Origin of the sequence: Neptuniibacter halophilus, from assembly GCF_030295765.1 — a bacterium.
GTDB lineage: Bacteria > Pseudomonadota > Gammaproteobacteria > Pseudomonadales > Balneatricaceae > Neptuniibacter > Neptuniibacter halophilus.
Map to the genome: position 1 here is coordinate 352,206 of NZ_AP027292.1, position 18,059 is coordinate 370,264.

Consider the following 18,059-nt stretch of genomic DNA (forward strand, 5'->3'; position numbering starts at 1 on the left):
GGGGAGTGGTTGATACCACTGCCCCGCTGGCTTACTGCTGACGATTCCAGTCGATACAGGCCTCTAACGTCACCCCGGAGCCCCCGAAGATATCCAGCGCACTGCCAATCGTCAGGTCGACCCTACCGGCCGATAAGTGTTTTACCCGTTCCAGATCGTCCAGTGAACGTGCGCCACCGGCATAGGTGACCGGGATCGGTGAAGCCTTACCGAGCAGCTCCACCAGCTCCTGATCGATTCCCGCCTGCAGCCCTTCTACATCCGCTGCGTGGATCAGAAATTCGGCACAATGATCACCCAGCGCCTGCAGCGTTTGCGCATTAACCGAGGTCTCGGTTACGGTCTGCCAACGGTCAGTGGCGATGTTCCAGCCACTTTCCGTACGACGGCAGCTCAGGTCAAGAATCAGTCGATCGGCACCGGTTTCTGCCTTTATTTTTTCCAGTCGTGACCAGCTAAACTGGCCATCTTCAAACAGATAGGAGGTTACGATCAGATGCGATGCGCCCGCCTCAAGGTATTCGGCGGCATTTTCCGGATTAACACCACCGCCAAACTGCAACCCCTGCGGCCAGGTTTTCAACGCCAGCAGCGCCTGCTCTTTGTTACCCGGGCCGAGTGCGATAACGTGCCCGCCGGTCAGGTTATGCTGTTGATAGAGCCGCGCATAGTACGCCGCATCATAAGGGCTGACATAGTTGGTCTGGGCGCCACTGTCCTGCAGACTGCCACCAACGATCTGTTTAACCTGGCCCTGATGCAGGTCGATACATGGACGAAACTGGGTCAAGGGAGTCTCCTAGCTGAAGTCGAACGATGGCGCTATTCTAACGATCGATCCGGGTTTGGTATATTGTTTCTGTGCCGGAATCAACAGATACCTGAAGGGCAGCGCCCCGCATTCAGGCCTCTGCGATTGCAGTCCATTCGGCCGGATTACGCCATGTCTCCATCCAGCCTGCGATCTGATCAGCCGGCATCGGCCGGGCAATCGCATAGCCCTGAGCGTATTCACAGCCCAGTTGCAGTAAGCGGACACCATGTGCGGTTGACTCAACCCCCTCGGCAATCACCTGCCGTCCGAAGGCACGCGCCAGACCCAGCACGCCTTCGATGATCGCCAGATCATCCGGATCTTCCAGCATATCGCGCACAAAGCTCTGATCAATTTTAAGCTCCGCCGCAGGCAGCCGTTTCAGATAGGTCAGCGAGGAGTAGCCGGTGCCGAAATCATCCAGCGAGAACTGTACCCCCATTGCACGGCACTCTTTCATGGTGCGGGATACTTTCTCAATGTCTTTGAGGGCGCAGGTTTCGAGTATTTCCAGTTGCAGACAACCGGGCTCTAACTTAGGGTAAGCGCTCAGTTTCTGCCGCAGGCGTTGCATGAAACGCTCATCCTGAATTTCGATACTGCTGATGTTCACACTGACCCGCAAGTGCACACCCTGCTCACGCCAGTTCGCTAACTGGCTCAGCACCTGAGACAGCACCTGCTGGCCCAACTCTACACTCAGCGCGTGTTCTTCAATTAAGGGCAGAAACTCCGCCGGCGATAACAGCCCCCGTTGCGGGTGCTGCCAGCGCACCAGCGCCTCCATCCCGACCACTTCACCCGTGGCCAGACGAATCTTAGGCTGGTAGTAAACAACAAACTCTCCCTGCTCCAATCCCTGACGGATACTTTGCAGACTGGCATTCAGACCTTTGGCTGCACGGTCTTGCTCAGGATTGAAGAAGTGATAGCAGTTTTTGCCCTCAAGTTTGGCCTGATACATCGCCTGATCGGCCTGACGCATTAACTGGTCCGCACTGATCTCCTCGTCCTGGGGGTAATAGGTCACCCCCAGACTGGCCGATACCTGAAGGCTGAGTTCACCGCTCTGTACCGGACGCGCCGCAGCCCGCAGCAAACGTTCCAGCAACGCAGAGGCATCAGCAACCTGCTTAAAACCGGTCAGCACGGCGACAAATTCATCGCCGCCCAGACGGGCAATGGTATCGCATCTGCGCAGGCAGGCCTTCATTCGCCGGGCCACTTCGATCAGCAGCAGATCCCCCTGATCATGGCCGTAACAGTCGTTGATATCCTTGAACCCGTCCAGATCCAGATAAGCAACCACCACCTGTTCCTGCTCACGGTCCGCCTGTATAAGGGCCTGACCGAGCCTGTCTGCCAACAAAATCCGGTTCGGCAGATCGGTAAGCGCATCATAGTGCGCCACATGTTCCAGGCGCTGCTCATTCATTTTGCTGTGGGTAATATCTGAGAACAAGGCCACATAGTTAGTCAGTTTCCCGGAGCGATCCCTTACCGCACTGATGGTCAGCAGTTCAGCATAGAACTGCCCGGATTTTTTCCGGTTCCAGATCTCACCATTCCAGTGATCATGGTTCTGCAGGTGTTGCCACATATCCTGATAAAACGCTTCACTCTGCATCCCCGAACGGAGAATCCGCGGATTCTGCCCCAGCACCTCTTCACGGCTGTAACCGGTCAGGTCGGTAAAGGTTTCGTTGACCTCAATAATCCGGGCATCAGCATCGGTGATCATGATCCCTTCACGGGCATGGGAGAAAACGCTCGCTGCCATTTTCAGCTCATGCTCCGCCGCCTTCCGGTCGCTGATTTCCGTGTGAGTTCCTGAGATTCTCTGTGGTTTTCCCTGCTGATCCAGCGCGGTAATCCGCCCCTTACTCTGAACCCAGATCCACTGCCCCTGCTTGTGCTTCATACGCATTTCGCATTGAAACGTCGCCTGTTTCCCCTGCAGATGCAGCTCCATCTCCCGCTCGACTTCAGGCAGATCATCCGGGTGCAACAGATTCGTAAAGCAGGCGTAGTTATGCGGTTTTAACTCATCGAGGGTATAGCCGAGCATCCCGGCCCATCGCTCGTTAAAATGACAACTGTCTTCCTGCAGGTTCCATTCCCAGGTACCTACCTGAGTGGCTTCGATAATATCCTGCAGACGCTGGCGAGCGTCCTGTACCGCATTTTCACGCAGGATCAGTTGGTGAGTTCGTTCTTCGACCCGCTGCTCCAGTTTCTGGTTACTGAGCTGTACCTCGCGCTCAGCAGCCTGCCAGCGTGCCCCGATCTGACGTACCAGCAAAATCGATGCGCCAATAATCAGCAGAATCAGCATTGCAGCAATCAGCGCAGTCTGTTCAACATTGGAAGCAAATTGCTCCGCCACCGCAGAAAAATTAGACACGACCCCCAGCGTCCAGCCACTCTGCAAGCGTACCAGCACCAGTAACTGCTCCCGGCCATAGGCCTCACTCAGCGCACCAATGCGGTAGGCATAGCCCTGATCCAGTTCCTGCCAGGCATCGCGCTCGGTGACCAGTTGCCTGATATGTTCATTAGCCCCGGCAGAGAGTCCCGTTTTCACCACCTCGTTGCCCACACGGTCGAGCATAAAGTAGGTTTCACCCAGCCCCATGCGCCCCTGACTGCTGAACAGGGATGTCATCTGGTTGAGATACATCACCCCCCCAAGGTGGGAGAGGATCTCACCTTGGGGATCGAGTATCGGAACATCAATCGCCACGGCCGGCACGCCGTCAGCCCCCACAAATGTATTCGACAGTACCGATTTCTTCATCGCCGTCGCCCGGCGGAAATATTCACGATGCGACAGGTTGTATGTTTTCAGCTCTTTCTGAACACGATAGGGATGCGAGAGGTAGTGATCACCGTTGGCAAAAAGGACAAACAGCACATTAAAACCGTGACTGTTATCCTCCAGCGTCCACTGCAGCGATATCCGGCGCCCCGGGTCCAGACTCTGGGGAATGCCGTTGAGTTTACGATCGACCAGTTGCCGATCCAGTGGCGGGGTAAATTCCGGTCGGTTGGCAATGTACTCCAGTCGTTCCCGGGCCTGATCAAATTCACTATCCACCCAGCCCGCCAGTTGCCTCACCGAATGCAGTACATCCTGCTGCCAACGCTCCACCGCAGACTGTCGCAGACTGACATTCAGATAAGCGATCAGAATCAACAGGGCGACCACCCCGCCGACCAGCAGAACCAGGTTAATTTTTTTAAGCGGTGAGAGCGTCTTTAACGGCATATACGACCTACAGGCGAAACTCCATTCAGGAAACCGACGAACAACCCCTGTTCGTGCTCTGCATGCTCTGAAGCCTGTATAGGTAAGGCGCAGTTCGCAGATTCTTTAGTTAATAGGTTTCCCTGCATAAATACCAGCATAAACTATAAGTATTTATTTTCACTCAGACATAACGCTTTTTAGCTTCGGTAACTTTAACCAGATAATGCCGGCTTTCATTGGGCATTTTTTGCCGCAAACGCTGCCAGACCTGCTGCGGTGACTGGCGGTTGATGGCATTGATTGCCCGCGTCCGGTCGCCGGAAAAACTGCGCAACACATTACCTGCCCCACCATTGTAGGCAGCAATCACACAGTATTCCTTGCTTTGCGGATTCTGTATGTCAGCCAGATAGCGGCTCTGCAGGATATGCAGGTAGGCGCAGCCCATACGGATATTATTTTCGACATTAAACAGATAATCCCGCGAAGGCGTCCCCTCACGACCGTGGATCAGGGCATGCGCATCCCGTCCGGCGGTGGTCGGAACGATCTGCATAAGCCCGTAAGCCGGCACCCAACTGACCGCATAGGGGTTAAAATGACTCTCAGTTTCAATGATTGCATAGACCAGTGAGGGGTTCAGCCGATACTGACGTGCGTATTTCTCGACGTACTGCGCATAACGGTAGCGCCGCTTGAGCCGATGATCAGAAACCAGCGGAAACTCTACATAATACTCCGTTCCCTGCTGACCATCCGGCAGGTTGATCTGGCGCTGCTGCAGCGCAGTATTAAGCAGATGATCAGCAAAACGACCACTGCGCCATGACCAGCGCAAGGGTTGCCCCTCCTGATCCAGTACCTGTCGGAAGAGGAAAGGTTCCGCACCGAGTTGCACCGCCTGATCTGAAAACAGATCAATATTCACCGGATCTTCGGGTGACAACAGCGTAACGATAATGGCTTCGCGCAGTTTCTCACGCTGCAGGCTCTCAACCCGGACCCGCCCGGTTTCGAAATCCACCACCCCCCGGCTGATATAGTGCTCACTGTATTTCACGTAGGTTGTTGCCGTGGGCCTGCGTGCGTTCTCTTCACCCCAGACTCCGGTGATCTGCCGGACAAAACCGCTCACCCGCTCAACATCATTGACCAGCGATTGCGGATTAGTGACCCAACCCGTCGCGCGGCTTTTCAGCCGGGAGCCCACCGCCCCCTCAAGGCTGTTCCCCCGGGCCACGCTCTCAGCAATACGAAACGCATCATGGGTGGTGCAGCCTGCCGCTCCCAGCGGTAAAAGGCCAATCAGAAAGCGTCGCCGGTTCAGCATCCACACCCCGTCAGCTCCGCAACAGACCCGACCTGAATCAGATCAGCGTTTGCAATAGCGCCGTTCCGGTCGCCCCACACTGCCATAATTAACCTCAGTTCCCAGTTCATCGGTACTTACCAGATACTCCAGATAACGCCGCGCGGTGGTTCGGCTGGCACCGATCCGCTCACCTACCGCCTCTGCACTCAACGCGCCTGATTCCGTCAGAACAACCTGCCGCACTTTATCCAGCGTCAGTGCATCTACACCTTTCGGCAAGCGCTGATCCGTCACAGGCTGAACCGGCTGCGTCTGCCCTGAAGAACGGGGCAACAGGGTATCCACATCACTCTGTGCCAGCGACTCCATCGCGCGTAGTTTCTGCAGGTGAGACTGATAGTTTTCCAGCGTCTCACGTAAGCGATCAAACACCAGCGGCTTAAGAATATAATCAAACACCCCGCCATGCAGCGCCTCGCGAAGGGTATCGACCTCTTTTGCCGCCGTAATCAGTATGACATCCACACGACGGCTGCCGGAACGGATCTTACGCAACAGATCCAGACCGGTGCCGGTTGGGAACTGAATATCCAGAAGCAGAAGCTCAGGTTGCATGATATCGACCAGATCCTCAGCATCCTGAAGACCATGCGCCACGCCCACCAGCTCAAAACCATCTATACGCTCAAGAAAGCGCTTTTGAATCTCGGCGATCTGCTGATCGTCCTCGGCAATAACTACCCGTACTTTACTCATCTTTTTATACTTATCTTGTGAGTCTTATTTTGGTATGTAAACAATAAACCGGCTGCCGTGAGGCTCCACCGGCTCCCAGGTCACAGTGCCTCCCAGGCTGTCCAGTAAACTTTTCACCAGATGCAGGCCATAGCCATGCCCCTCGTTTTGTTTACTGCTGAAACCTTTGTCGAAAATCCGTTCCTGTGCTTCTTCACTGATTCCCGGGCCCTGATCTTCGATCTCAAAAATCAGGTCATTCCCCAGATCCGTCATACTCAGTGATATTTCACCGCCGGCACCGGCCTGACGCCAGGTGGCCTCCAGTGCATTATCGATCAGGTTGCCGATAATACTGACCAGATGCTCTCGGGGCAGGCATTCCGGAATCTCTGTCATATGACTCTCCGGATCGATACTCAGCCGGAGCCCCATCTCCCGCGCCCGATTATATTTACCCAGCAGACAGCCCGCCAGAATCGGGTCGGGTACCGCGTCCATCAGCAACCGGATAAGATCCTGATGACTGCGCGATTCCTGCCCGATCAGCGCCAGTGCCTCTTCAGTGGCGCCAATCTGAATCAGTCCGGCAATGGTGTGCAGTTTATTCGAGTATTCATGGGACTGACTGCGCAGCGTATCGGCATACTGCTGAATCCGGGTCAGTTTTTTACTCACCATGGCCAGCTCATCTTTGCGCCGGAAACTGGAGACCACACCGGTAATCGTATCTCCCTGCTTCAGGGGCAGGCGGTTGGCGATAATACTACTGCCATGTCGCCAGACCTCCTCGTCATACTGAGGTTCTCCGGTACGCAGCACCTCCAGCATCGAACTATCCGGCAGCACATCGCCAATATAACGCCCGGACAATTCTATCCCTTCCGGCAGGCCGAGGGTTTCCACAGCCGTACGGTTAAAGGTTGTGATCAGGCCATCACTGTTGATCGCAATAATCCCTTCCCGCACCGATTCCAGCGTAGCCTTCTGTTCATCAAACAGCCGGGCAATCTGTTCTGGCTCCAGACCGAAGATCGCTCGCTTGAAGTGATTGGCAAACCAGACCGCAATCAAGGCGCTAAGCAGGAATGACGCCGAGATAACACCGATCAGGGTAAACCGGTAACGACGGATGATCTGTTCAACCTGATCCAGATGATACCCGACAGACACCAGCCCGATAATCGCACCGGTTTCGGTTGAAAAGATCGGCGCCTTGCCCCGCATCGACCAGCCCATACTGCCTTGCGCCTTAGACAGATAACCCTGCCCCTCAACCAGCGCCGGAGCATTGTCATCGCCTTCATCGTCAGACATCGAATGACCAATTTTCTCTGGCCGCGGGTGGGCTAACCGGATCCCTTCGCGGTCGCCAATCACCACAAACCGGGCTTGCGTCTCCCGCGCTAATGTGAGACTGAGTGGCTGCAGATAGTCACTGTTACGATGTTCAACCGCCGTAATAACCTGGGGGGTTGCGGCTATGGTTTTAGCCACATCCAGCGCCCGCTGGCCGATCTGTTCATCCAGCGACTGTTGCAGGGAGTGGACAGCAAAAAAACCGATAAACCCGGTCTGCACCAGTGCCATCAGGCCCAGAATCAGAATCATCCGGCTTTTCAGTTTCAGGTGAGGAAGTCGTTTCATAAGCGGATCAGTCGTCTATACACCTCTTGATAGTAGCGCAGCTCTCTGATATCTGGCCCGTGAACAATATAAACAAAATGCACTTTATGTTTTAAAAACTCTTTAAATTCATAAGCTTCATTTCAAAACAGTAACAATCTAATTTGCAGACATCAAAACAATAACGATTGAGGTGACACGATGTTCTGCAAACCAAACAGCAAAAAAGGTCTGGCAGCCGCTCTGCTCAGTACCTGTATCGCAGCCGGTGCTTCGTTCAATGCCCAGGCACTTGAAGAGGTCCACTTTCTGATTCCCGGCGGCGCTGGCGGCGGCTGGGATTCTACAGCCCGTGGCACCGGCGAAGCCCTGTCTAAATCCGGACTGGTCGAGACCATCTCCTACGAAAACATGTCCGGTGGCGGCGGCGGTAAAGCGATCGCGCACCTGATTGAGACGGCCGATCAGAAAAGCGACACCCTGATGGTGAACTCAACCCCGATTGTGATCCGCTCCCTATCTAAAGTATTTCCGCAATCATTCCGCGATCTGACGCCGGTCGCCGCTACCATCGGTGATTACGGCGCATTTGTGGTCAAGAAAGACTCCAAATACCAGAGCTTTACTGAAGTGGTCGCCGATTATCAGGCGAACCCTCGCGCCATCAAAATTGCCGGCGGTTCAGCCCGAGGCAGCATGGATCATCTGGTTGCAGCGATGGCATTCAAAGCCGCCGGTGGCGATGCCCGTCAGGTACGTTATGTAGCATACGATGCCGGCGGTAAAGCGATGGCTGGCCTGCTCTCCGGCGAGACCCAATTGCTCTCTACTGGTTTTTCTGAAGCGCTGGCACTGGCAGAAGCCGGTGAAGTCCGGATTCTGGTAATGACCGGCGCTGAGCGTAATGAAGCCGCGCCTGAAGTTCCTACTCTGCAGGAGCTTGGCTACGATGCGACTTTCGTCAACTGGCGTGGTTTCTTTGCTGCACCGGGCATCTCCGAAGCTGAAAAAGCCGAGTATGTCAGCGTCCTGAAACAGATGTACGACACCGAAGCCTGGGAAGAGGTCCGTTCACGTAACGGCTGGACCGAGATTTTCAAACCGGGTCAGGAGTTTGTTGCATTCCTCGAACAGCAGGAGAAAGAAGTCGGCGCACTGATGCGTGAGCTGGGCTTCCTGCGCTGATTATTGACTGATATCTGGCCGGTAGATTACCGGCCCCTGTTAAATGTGCTCCCGGCCCCTGTTTGCCGGAACCTCTCTTACCGGGGCCTGGCTCTGTCGACGGGCCCCGGATTTTTTAACCAGACAGACTGATGGTGCCCTTGCACCATTGAGGGAGGCTCCATGTTCCTGAGTAAAGACCATATCGGCGGTCTAGTATTTCTTGCCCTGTCGGTGGCCTATGGCTACTACGCCGGTCAGATCCCCCTGCTGCCGGGCGATGAGTTTGAACCGTTCCACGCCCAGACCGTACCTAACGCTCTGGCCCTGTTCGGCACCCTGCTGTCCATCGCACTGCTGGTCACCGCCGACCGCACCGGCGAGCACAAGCTTAAGCTCAAAGGCTACGATTTCGCGCTGGTAGCCAAACTCCTGCTACTGGTCATCCTGTTTGCCCTGGCGCTGGAATGGATCGGTTTCCTGCTGGCAACCTGTGTCTTCCTGATCGGCGGCTACTGGTTGCTCGGCGAACGCAGACCCCGCACTCTGCTGCTGGCGTCAGTACCTTTTGCGGCCGGCATCTGGTTTGTTCTGACCCAGTTGCTGGATATCTATCTGGCACCGGGCCAGTTATTCACACACCTTTTTGGAGGCTGATCCGATGTTAGACGGAATTATGACCGGCCTGACCACTGCGGTTATGCCCTTTAACCTGATGATGGTCGTCGTTGGCTGCTTTGCCGGCACCTTTATCGGTATGCTCCCGGGCCTTGGCCCCATCTCAGCGGTTGCGCTGATGATCCCGATTACTTACGGACTGGATCCCTCATCCGGTATCATCCTGATGGCCGGTGTCTACTACGGCGCAGTGTTTGGCGGCTCCACCTCCTCCATCCTGATCAATGCGCCGGGCTGCGCCAGCACCGTGGTAACCTCCTTTGACGGCTACCCGCTGGCTCAGCAGAAACAGGCCGGTAAAGCGCTGGCACTGGCGGCTTACTCTTCATTCACCGGCGGTACGATCGGAGCACTGGTACTGCTGTTTGCCGCACCTGCTCTGGCGTCGGTTTCACTCAGTTTTCAGTCCAGCGATTACTTTGCACTGATGATTCTCGGCCTCACCGCGGTGGCTGCCTTCTCCGGTAAGGGTCAGGTCATCAAAGCGCTGATTATGACCGTATTCGGCCTGATGATTGCCACGGTCGGCACCGATGTCACCTCAGGCACCACTCGCTTTACCTTTGGCAGCGTTGATCTGATTGACGGTATCAGCTTCCTGCTGCTGGCAATGGCTACGTTCGCCCTGACCGAAGTGATTATGACCGTACTCAAAGGCCAGCACCGCGAGGAGGAAGAGCAGATCGACATGAGCCAGCTAGGCAGCATGAAGCTCAGCCGCGAGGAGGTGAAACACGTAGCACCAACCATCGGCCGCTCATCTGTCTTCGGTTTCCTGATCGGAATTCTGCCGGGTGCCGGTGCGACTATCGCGTCTTTCCTTGCCTATGGTCTGGAACGTAATCTGGCCTCTGCGAAAGAGAAACTGAAGTTCGGTAAAGGCGCTCTGCGCGGTCTGGCTGCGCCAGAATCTGCGAATAATGCCGCCTCAACCGGCTCCTTCGTGCCTTTGCTGACACTGGGTATTCCCGGCTCCGGCACCACGGCCATTATGCTCGGTGCGCTGATCGCTTACGGTATCCAGCCCGGCCCACGGCTGTTTCTGGATAACCCGGATGTTTTCTGGTCAGTTATTATCTCCATGTACTTTGGCAATCTGGTACTGCTGATCCTTAACCTGCCGTTGATTCCGTACATCTCCAGACTACTGGTGATCCCGCGGCCCATTCTGATTCCGCTGATTCTGTTCTTCTCGATCACCGGCGTCTATCTGGTCAGCTTCAATAGCTTTGATATTCACCTGATGGCGATCATCACCGTGATAGCGATCTTCCTGAAACTGCTGGAGTTCCCGATGGCACCGATGCTGCTGGGCTTTATCCTCGGCGGCCTGATGGAGAACAACCTGAGCCGGGCACTGACGATCTCCGATGGCAGCTTCGCTTTCCTCTGGGAGCGGCCACTGACCCTCAGTATCGTTATCGTCGCGGTTGTGGTTCTGCTGCTGCCTCCGCTGCTGGAGCTCTATCGCCGCTCGAAAGGTGTGAAACAGAGCACTCCGGGGGCCGAGTGTTCGGTACAGGAGGGTGAAGGTTAACCTTCAATGACAACGGGGAAGCAATGCTTCCCCGTTTTGTTTACCCGCCTACAGGGGCGCACCTCAATACTCAAATCGCTGTAACTCAAAAACCATACTGCCACCTTTAAACAACGCCAGATCCAGCGGCTCCTGCCGCGCTAACTTCACCAGCCCGACGCCGGGCGCGTACCACTCACTCTGTCGCACACTGACCTCCTGATAGCCCAGCCTGGGATCCGCATAAAGTACCAGCGTGCCCGTCGCTTCCACCCGGATACAGTCCACAAACTCTCCGGCAGGTACCACGACCCGGGCATCAGTTTCGATAATTTCATAGGACAGCATAAAGCGATGCTGACCGGGATCAGGCAGCGCATGCGCGGTTACGCCATGCAGCAGATAAGGTTGCGACTGCACCTGCCACACCCGGCCAACTTCCAGATCCCTGAATGCGGGTAATACCTGTCTCGGTTCAGGGTCGAACCGCGGTCGGGTTTCCACCAGTGTCCGCTTGGCCACCCGATGGGTGCCGGCATCATCCTGCAGAATGAAATAATCGGTGCCGTTGCTGGTCCGCCGGAGAATCAGCGGGGTTTCATAATACCGCTCTTCATCCCGGTAGCTGCCCCCGATCTTAATCGAAAACGGAGAGCGCTCAATTTCACCCGCACGTTCAAGGGTTACGTCATAATGCCACTCAAGCCCCGGTTGCAGAGGAAAATAGTTATCTTTGGGAGGCTTTTCCCCACATCCCGCCAGAACCAGTATAAGAAGCAGAAAACCACGCATCCTATTTCTCCGGCAGAGCAGGATCAGGCAACCGGACAAATTCCAGTTGCGGGTACTTCTGTCCGGTCCGGCCTTTCTGTTTTTCCTGCTGGCGAAGCGCGGTCAGGGGTTTCACCTCTCCCAACTGAAGCTGACCGTTACGCATCTCCCGTAATGCCCGTTCGACCCGGCCATGCAATGCCTGATCGTATTCCAGCCGATAAGCCCGGGGACGTTCAGCCAATGTGTCTTCGCTCAGGTTACTGAGCCAGAGGTAGATACTCCCGGCGCTGCCCGGCTGTTGATCCGGCTCCTCTATCACCGCCGCATGCAACAGAAATCGCTCAGGCACTGACCGTTCTGCAGGCCATCCCTGCACCTCTTTCCAGCCCTGATAACTGCCCCCGTAGAACAGCAGTACCAGAATCAGCAGAATCGTTTTCAGCCAGTGCTTAAGCCGACCGTAGATCAGTACCAGCAACAACAGAGCCGTGAGAAATCCATATGCCAGTACAAACCAGATCTGCATCTCCGTCATTTATTCTGCCCCCGGGCCAGTGGTTTCTGTAACTGATTAATATTGATAACGTTGCCTTCGGGCGTCAGCGTAAACCGGACGGCGGTTGCCTCCTCCCCCTCCCGGGTTAACTGCAGGGTATGATAGTGCAGGACTTTCATTACCGGATTTACCTCCGCCAGATAGACAGTCACCGGCACGGCCTCTGCGGATTCGCTTTTGAAGTAATGCACGTTAACCACATACTCTCCCGGTGGACGACCGCGGATTGTCAGCACCTCCTGATTGAGCGGGTTGATAATCTCCCTGCCCTCAACCACCTGCGTATCATTGACCAGCCCGCGATCATCCCGATCAAGATGGATCAGCCCGTCCTGGGTTCGCTTATACCAGACCTTTCGACCGCCCGGCCCCTGCGCCCAGAGGTCGATATCATTCGGGTCCAGGTCCGGCCAACTGACGGTGACCAGTAATTCCGCTTTAGGGTCGATAATCCCTGTCTTGGCGGGAGGATTCAGCAGCAACAGAGCAACCAGAAACAGGAAGGTAAAGGTCAGAAGCGCATTAAACAGCAGATCCGTAAAGGGATCTAAATCTGAGCGCTGACCTGAACCGAACAGCGCCACGCCTCAGCACTCCTCAACTGCTGGCATATCTGTGCGATCCAGCTTTAACGCCACTGCGGCAGCCAGTAGCTGATCTGCGCAACGATCCAGCAACAGATACTGAACCCCCAGCAGCATACTGGCCAGTAATCCTACCAGCGTCGTATTCATAGCCACGCCCATTCCCTGCGTCATCTGTTGCATCAGTTGTTTGATATCGGAAATGTCCAGTTGCTGCAGGCCGGAAACAGAGCTCAGCATCAGAATAAACCCTACCACCGTGCCGAGCAGGCCCAGCTTGATCAGCAACGAGCTGAGAAACCAGCCCACCTGATGGGCACCGCGCAACTTCTCAGCCAGCAACTCAGCGGAAAGCGCGGAGGTGTCATCATCCGGACGGTTTCTCCTCAGGTAATCCTGAACAAAGGACTCACCTGCAGAAAACCGACACTGCTGTTCGTGCTCCGCAACATGCTCCAGAACACTCATCATCCACGCCTGACGGCTAAGGAACCAGCTTCGGTAGGCACAGTGCAGCCAGCCAGCGCCGGTAAGTATCAGAATGACGACGGAAATGCGGGTGCTGTCCTGCTGTAATACACGGGGTAACAGGCCCAGCTCCCAGACGATGAACAGCGCAAACAGAAACAGGCCGCTGAACAGCAACCAGAGATGAAAACACTGATGGGGATTAGACAATCGGTTCAACACGACCTCGTTGACTGACTGAGTATGTAAACAGGCCAGAGACCTGACCCTTACTATAGACATCTCTGAACAGCCCGGCAGCGCGTTCTGCCAAAACAGCACTAAAGAACACTCAGCCGGGGGTCAATAGTCGCAGAGGATAATTCTGTGAAAAAAGTCACAAAAAATTAGTAATAGCGCTTGACTATTGGATCAAACAAAGGAGAAAGATTTAATTAAATACAAATTTTAACACCATGAAAATTAAAGGATTTTACCCTGATTCATTTTCAATCAATTTGCTAAATCTGGCATAAAAACAGGCGTTTCAGGCCTTTACCCATAAACTATAAACAGAGTTATCCACAGAAGTTGTTTATAACATCAATAACCCTCCTGAGCGCGCCATAGCGATCTAAACTTAGAGGCAGAACGGAGGGAGCAACCATGAATATCGATGAACAGCCTGAGGGCCACCCAACCCGCTACTGGCACACGCTGGAAGATGGACGGGTACAGTGCGATCTCTGCCCCCGCTTCTGCAAGCTCAAAGAGTCACAGCGAGGACTTTGTTATGTTCGTGGTAATCAGGGAGGCGAGATCAAACTTTTTAGCTGGGGCCGCTCAAGTGGCTTCTGTATCGATCCGATTGAGAAAAAGCCCCTGAATCATTTCTACCCGGGGGAGCCGATACTCTCCTTCGGTACCGCCGGCTGTAATCTGAACTGCAGGTTCTGCCAGAACTGGGATATGAGCAAGTCCCGGGAGATGGACACGCTGGCTGATCAGGCCAGGCCGGAACAGCTTGCTGAATCCTGCCTGCAGCATCACTGCCTTGGCGTTGCATTTACTTATAACGACCCTGTGATCTTTATGGAATACGCACTCGATGTCGCCACGGCCTGCCATGAGCGGGGGCTGAAAGCGGTAGCCGTCAGCGCCGGCTATATCTGTGATGCTCCCAGAACCGAGTTTTTCAGTCAGATGGATGCCGCCAATATTGATCTGAAATCATTCTCAGAGAGATTTTATAAGAAGATCTGTGGCGGCCAACTGGCCCCCGTACTGGATACCCTGCTCTACCTGAAACAGGAAACCGACTGCTGGTTTGAGATTACCAACCTGATTATCCCCGGAGAAAATGACAGCAATCAGGAGCTTGAAGCGATGTGTCGCTGGATCCACGATGAGCTCGGCCCGGAAACTCCACTGCACTTTTCTGCCTTCCATCCAGACTACAAAATGCTGAATACGCCCCATACGCCATCAGAAACCCTCACAAGGGCCAGAGAGATTGCTCTGAATTGCGGACTGCACTACCCCTATACGGGTAACGTACACGATCCGGCGGGGAGCAGTACCTACTGCCATCACTGCGGGCTCCGCCTGATCGAGAGGGACTGGTATCAACTCGGGGAGTGGAATCTGGATGCTGCGGGTAACTGCCGGGGCTGTAGCAGCAAACTGCCGGGACGGTTCAGCACTCAACCGGGCAGTTGGGGGCCACGAAGGATGCCAGTCCGGTTGGTATAACCATAAAAAAGGCCCGATAGCATACCTGCTAACGAGCCATTTCCCCCAACGTCCCTGTCGGTCATCGCCTCTTCCTGAAGCAATGAGATTGAGGATTCAGTCCATGAAAACTGCTGCAATTCCTTTGCACCTCATGTCCAGTACCGATTGTAAGGTCTGAGAGGGAAACTGATATAGGAAAAATTCCTATTTTTCCTTAACTGATTCTAAAGTCGAAACCAGATCCCTGAAGGCTTCTCGATTGCTCTCGTTCAGATCCATCAGAATCCGGTGAGCCGCAATAATCCGAACCTTCATTTCATCCACAGACTCCTGCACCAGAGGCAACTGCTTCAGATCATGCACACTGGTTGGCAACTGCTCCAACAGGATAAAGATATGATCAAAGCCCATGGTGTAAAGAATGCGGGTAATATCGGGATTGGTTGAGACCAGCGCCGGCTTATCCAGCCCCAGCGCCTTGGCTTTTATTGCCAGCTTGGCGATGAGCCCCAGAGAAGTGCTGTCGATTCCTTCCGCCTGTGTCAGGTCGATAAGAATTTCACTGACTTCAGGCTCAGATAACGCGCCCTCAAGGTGACAATCGAGCGATGAGCAAAGCGTCAGCCGGACATCACCCACAAATTTCAGGACAAACCGCCCTTCGACCAACGCTGAATAGATAGAACCTTCCTGCATTATCACTGCCTGCAAATTGTCATGATCGCGATATCATCCGGTGCCGGGCTGATTATACCGGGAAGTAAAGCATGCTTAATCCTTTCAGGGCCTCCCCCTTTAGTCTCAGCAACCGCATCAATCAGACGCTGTTCTTTAGCCTCCATTCCCTCCTCTGGTAACACCTCGAGAATACCATCAGAGAAAAGGGTCAACTCAAACTGAGCGGGCAACATCAGTTTCTGCTCCTGAAACAGCGGTTCAGGAAACAGCCCCACCGGCATGCCCCGGCCCTCAAGGAAACGACACCCCTGCTGATCACGTAGCACCGGCATCGGATGATGACCTCCCACCGCATAGGTAAGACTACCGTTCTGCTCATCATACAAACCGATAAAAATACTCAGATGCTTACCTAATTCTGTTTCCAGAAGTTCAGAGTTGATTCGATAAAGTACGTCAATCGGCGACAAAATATCAAAGCTGGAGCGGCGCCGAAAATTACGCAGCAGCCGATTGGTCATATTTTTCAGCAGCACCGTTACCAGCGCAGAAGACGCACCATGACCTGAAACATCCGCCAGATAAAACAGCGTCTTATTTTTATCAATGGATACCACATCGACAAAATCACCACTGAGATACAGTGAGGGAATCAACAGATAACGCGCCTGCACCCGCCCCAGCACAACGTGATTATCCGGCAGCATATTCTGCTGGATCTGTCGCGCCGCCTGCTGATCATCCTGCAGCTCGCCTAAACTCTTTTCCAGCTCATCCCGGTAGTGGACATTTTTTTCGATCAGATCCGCCTGATTCAGCAGCCTGGAAATGGCCTGGGCAAAAACCGTCTGTTCAAGACTGACAGATTTACGCAGGAATACATCGGACGCTCCCTGACGCAAAGCCTGTAGCACCAGCTCCCCCTGCTCATCCGGCAACAGGGTTAACACCGGTTTGGGGGCCTGCTGTGCCGCCAGAAGCTTCAGGGCTTCCAGATCGAGATGCTCACCCACCCCGACAATCAACAAAGAGAACTCATGCTCCTGCATCATCTCAAGTGCATAACGGCTGCTGAAGGCGGTAGAGATCTTGACCGGGGGTAGATCCGCCAGATCACAGGCATCGATAACGGAATCGATAGCTTCTGCCATCTGATCAATTAAAAGAATGGTTTGGTAAATCTGCCTCATAGCTTAGCCTTTGTGAATAGGCTGCGATCCATGAGAGACCACGTTAAATCCAGAAGACTTAACATGCAATGAAAATTTAGCGAAAAGAAGAGAAAAACAGGAAGGCCGATCCCCGGACAGGCCGGGGATCGCACAGATCAGAAATTGCTGTCATCGTAATTTTCAATATTACCATCAGCAATTTCGTAAGCGCGCTTCTGCAGGTAAGCGTCACGGATAAAGGTGTACTTATCACCGGAGATCAGCTTCTCAGACTCCAGCAGTTGAGCACGTTTATCGATAACACGCACCACGTAAAGCGCGTTGCGATCACCATTCTCACCCACGTGATAAACAGGATCCGTATAAGTATCCGGAATCAGGCCAATACCATCACGCACGCTGGACGGACCAAAGAACGGCAGTACCAGATACGGACCACTCTCCATACCCCAGTAGCCAAAGGTCTGGCCAAAATCTTCGTCATGCTTAGGGATGCCCATCGGCGTTGCTACATCGATCAGGCCCGCCAGACCGAAGGTTGTATTAAAAGCAACACGCCCCAGATCCTGACCGGCATCGTTAAACTTACCCTGCAGCAGGTTATTGATCATGGTGCCAATATCCGCCAGGTTTTCGAAGAAGTTATTCACACCCTTTTCTGCCGGCTCAGGCATCACCGCTTTATAACCTTTTGCAAGCGGCTTCAGAGCATAGGTATCCAAACCATCATTGAAGCTGAACATTGTGCGGTTAAACCCTTCCCAAGGATCAACATCCTCAGCCACCGCAGGCTGGATCAGTGCCGCAGAAAGCGCACCCGTCAAAAGCAGATTACGTAGTTTGGATTTCATTTAGGTTCCCTTCTCACCTTACCCCACTGATAGTGCGTATTCTAACGGAGAATAAACACTAATAAAAATAAGAAAAAAGCTTATTTTTCAGATAAATGCCATAAAAATAAAAAGTTCATAAACGCAAAAAGGGCTCACAAGGAGCCCTTTTCGGATTCAAATCTTTGC

16 protein-coding genes are annotated in these 18,059 nt (G+C 53.9%); 4 read left to right on the forward strand and 12 right to left on the reverse strand.

The genetic code is table 11. The features are described 5' to 3' along the window. Window positions 1-31 precede the first annotated feature (31 nt). The 5 genes from hisA to QUD59_RS01760 form a co-directional block, all read right to left on the reverse strand. Window positions 32-790 carry a phosphoribosylformimino-5-aminoimidazole carboxamide ribotide isomerase gene (gene hisA, locus QUD59_RS01740; protein ID WP_286239191.1) on the reverse strand — a complete coding sequence of 253 codons (759 nt, stop codon included), beginning with the start codon at window positions 788-790 and terminating at the stop codon, window positions 32-34. A gap of 112 nt (window positions 791-902) precedes the next feature. Next, the gene (locus tag QUD59_RS01745) at window positions 903-4,082 is read right to left on the reverse strand and encodes a bifunctional diguanylate cyclase/phosphodiesterase (RefSeq protein ID WP_286239192.1); all 3,180 of its coding nucleotides are present in this window, start codon (window positions 4,080-4,082) and stop codon (window positions 903-905) included. A 163-nt stretch (window positions 4,083-4,245) separates the two neighbouring features. Then, entirely contained in the window at window positions 4,246-5,394 is a 1,149-nt protein-coding gene (locus tag QUD59_RS01750) for a murein transglycosylase domain-containing protein (RefSeq protein WP_286239193.1), read from the reverse strand. Window positions 5,395-5,436: 42 nt separating this feature from the next. Then, complete coding sequence (locus QUD59_RS01755) at window positions 5,437-6,132, reverse strand: response regulator (protein WP_286239194.1); 696 nt, start codon at window positions 6,130-6,132, stop codon at window positions 5,437-5,439. Between the two features lie 24 nt (window positions 6,133-6,156). After that, the gene (locus tag QUD59_RS01760) at window positions 6,157-7,758 is read right to left on the reverse strand and encodes an ATP-binding protein (RefSeq protein ID WP_286239196.1); all 1,602 of its coding nucleotides are present in this window, start codon (window positions 7,756-7,758) and stop codon (window positions 6,157-6,159) included. Window positions 7,759-7,938: 180 nt separating this feature from the next. On the opposite strand from QUD59_RS01760, the gene QUD59_RS01765 reads away from it, so the two are divergent. From QUD59_RS01765 to QUD59_RS01775, 3 genes are all read left to right on the forward strand, one after another. After that, complete coding sequence (locus tag QUD59_RS01765; RefSeq protein ID WP_286239198.1) at window positions 7,939-8,922, forward strand: tripartite tricarboxylate transporter substrate binding protein; 984 nt, start codon at window positions 7,939-7,941, stop codon at window positions 8,920-8,922. A 162-nt stretch (window positions 8,923-9,084) separates the two neighbouring features. After that, on the forward strand, window positions 9,085-9,558 hold the full coding sequence (locus tag QUD59_RS01770) for a tripartite tricarboxylate transporter TctB family protein (RefSeq protein WP_286239199.1): 474 nt from the start codon (window positions 9,085-9,087) through the stop codon (window positions 9,556-9,558). 4 nt (window positions 9,559-9,562) lie between these two features. Continuing rightward, window positions 9,563-11,116 carry a tripartite tricarboxylate transporter permease gene (locus QUD59_RS01775; protein ID WP_286239200.1) on the forward strand — a complete coding sequence of 518 codons (1,554 nt, stop codon included), beginning with the start codon at window positions 9,563-9,565 and terminating at the stop codon, window positions 11,114-11,116. Window positions 11,117-11,179: 63 nt separating this feature from the next. On the opposite strand, the gene QUD59_RS01780 is transcribed toward QUD59_RS01775, so the two are convergent. From QUD59_RS01780 to QUD59_RS01795, 4 genes are read right to left on the reverse strand one after another with little or no spacing between them, the layout of a single operon-like run. Next, window positions 11,180-11,887 (reverse strand): hypothetical protein, encoded by a 708-nt coding sequence (locus tag QUD59_RS01780; protein ID WP_286239201.1) that lies wholly within the window; start codon window positions 11,885-11,887, stop codon window positions 11,180-11,182. A gap of 1 nt (window position 11,888) precedes the next feature. Continuing rightward, the gene (locus tag QUD59_RS01785; RefSeq protein WP_286239202.1) at window positions 11,889-12,404 is read right to left on the reverse strand and encodes a hypothetical protein; all 516 of its coding nucleotides are present in this window, start codon (window positions 12,402-12,404) and stop codon (window positions 11,889-11,891) included. After that, a complete protein-coding gene (locus QUD59_RS01790) occupies window positions 12,401-13,009 on the reverse strand; it encodes a DUF2135 domain-containing protein (protein WP_286239204.1) in 609 nt (202 codons plus the stop codon). The genes QUD59_RS01785 and QUD59_RS01790 overlap by 4 nt, the downstream gene beginning before the upstream one ends. A 3-nt stretch (window positions 13,010-13,012) precedes the next feature. Then, window positions 13,013-13,759, reverse strand: coding sequence for a MotA/TolQ/ExbB proton channel family protein (locus QUD59_RS01795; protein ID WP_286239205.1), 747 nt, complete (start codon window positions 13,757-13,759; stop codon window positions 13,013-13,015). Window positions 13,760-14,122: 363 nt separating this feature from the next. Here QUD59_RS01795 and amrS point away from each other — a divergent pair, with 363 nt between their 5' ends. Beyond that, window positions 14,123-15,208, forward strand: coding sequence for an AmmeMemoRadiSam system radical SAM enzyme (gene amrS, locus QUD59_RS01800; protein ID WP_286239207.1), 1,086 nt, complete (start codon window positions 14,123-14,125; stop codon window positions 15,206-15,208). A 186-nt stretch (window positions 15,209-15,394) separates the two neighbouring features. Here the strand turns inward: amrS and QUD59_RS01805 are convergent, their stop codons facing one another. The 3 genes from QUD59_RS01805 to QUD59_RS01815 form a co-directional block, all read right to left on the reverse strand. Next, the gene (locus QUD59_RS01805; protein WP_286239208.1) at window positions 15,395-15,886 is read right to left on the reverse strand and encodes an STAS domain-containing protein; all 492 of its coding nucleotides are present in this window, start codon (window positions 15,884-15,886) and stop codon (window positions 15,395-15,397) included. Between the two features lie 2 nt (window positions 15,887-15,888). Continuing rightward, complete coding sequence (locus QUD59_RS01810; RefSeq protein WP_286239209.1) at window positions 15,889-17,058, reverse strand: PP2C family protein-serine/threonine phosphatase; 1,170 nt, start codon at window positions 17,056-17,058, stop codon at window positions 15,889-15,891. Window positions 17,059-17,195: 137 nt separating this feature from the next. After that, entirely contained in the window at window positions 17,196-17,891 is a 696-nt protein-coding gene (locus tag QUD59_RS01815; RefSeq protein WP_286239210.1) for an MlaA family lipoprotein, read from the reverse strand. Between the last annotated feature and the right edge of the window lie 168 nt (window positions 17,892-18,059).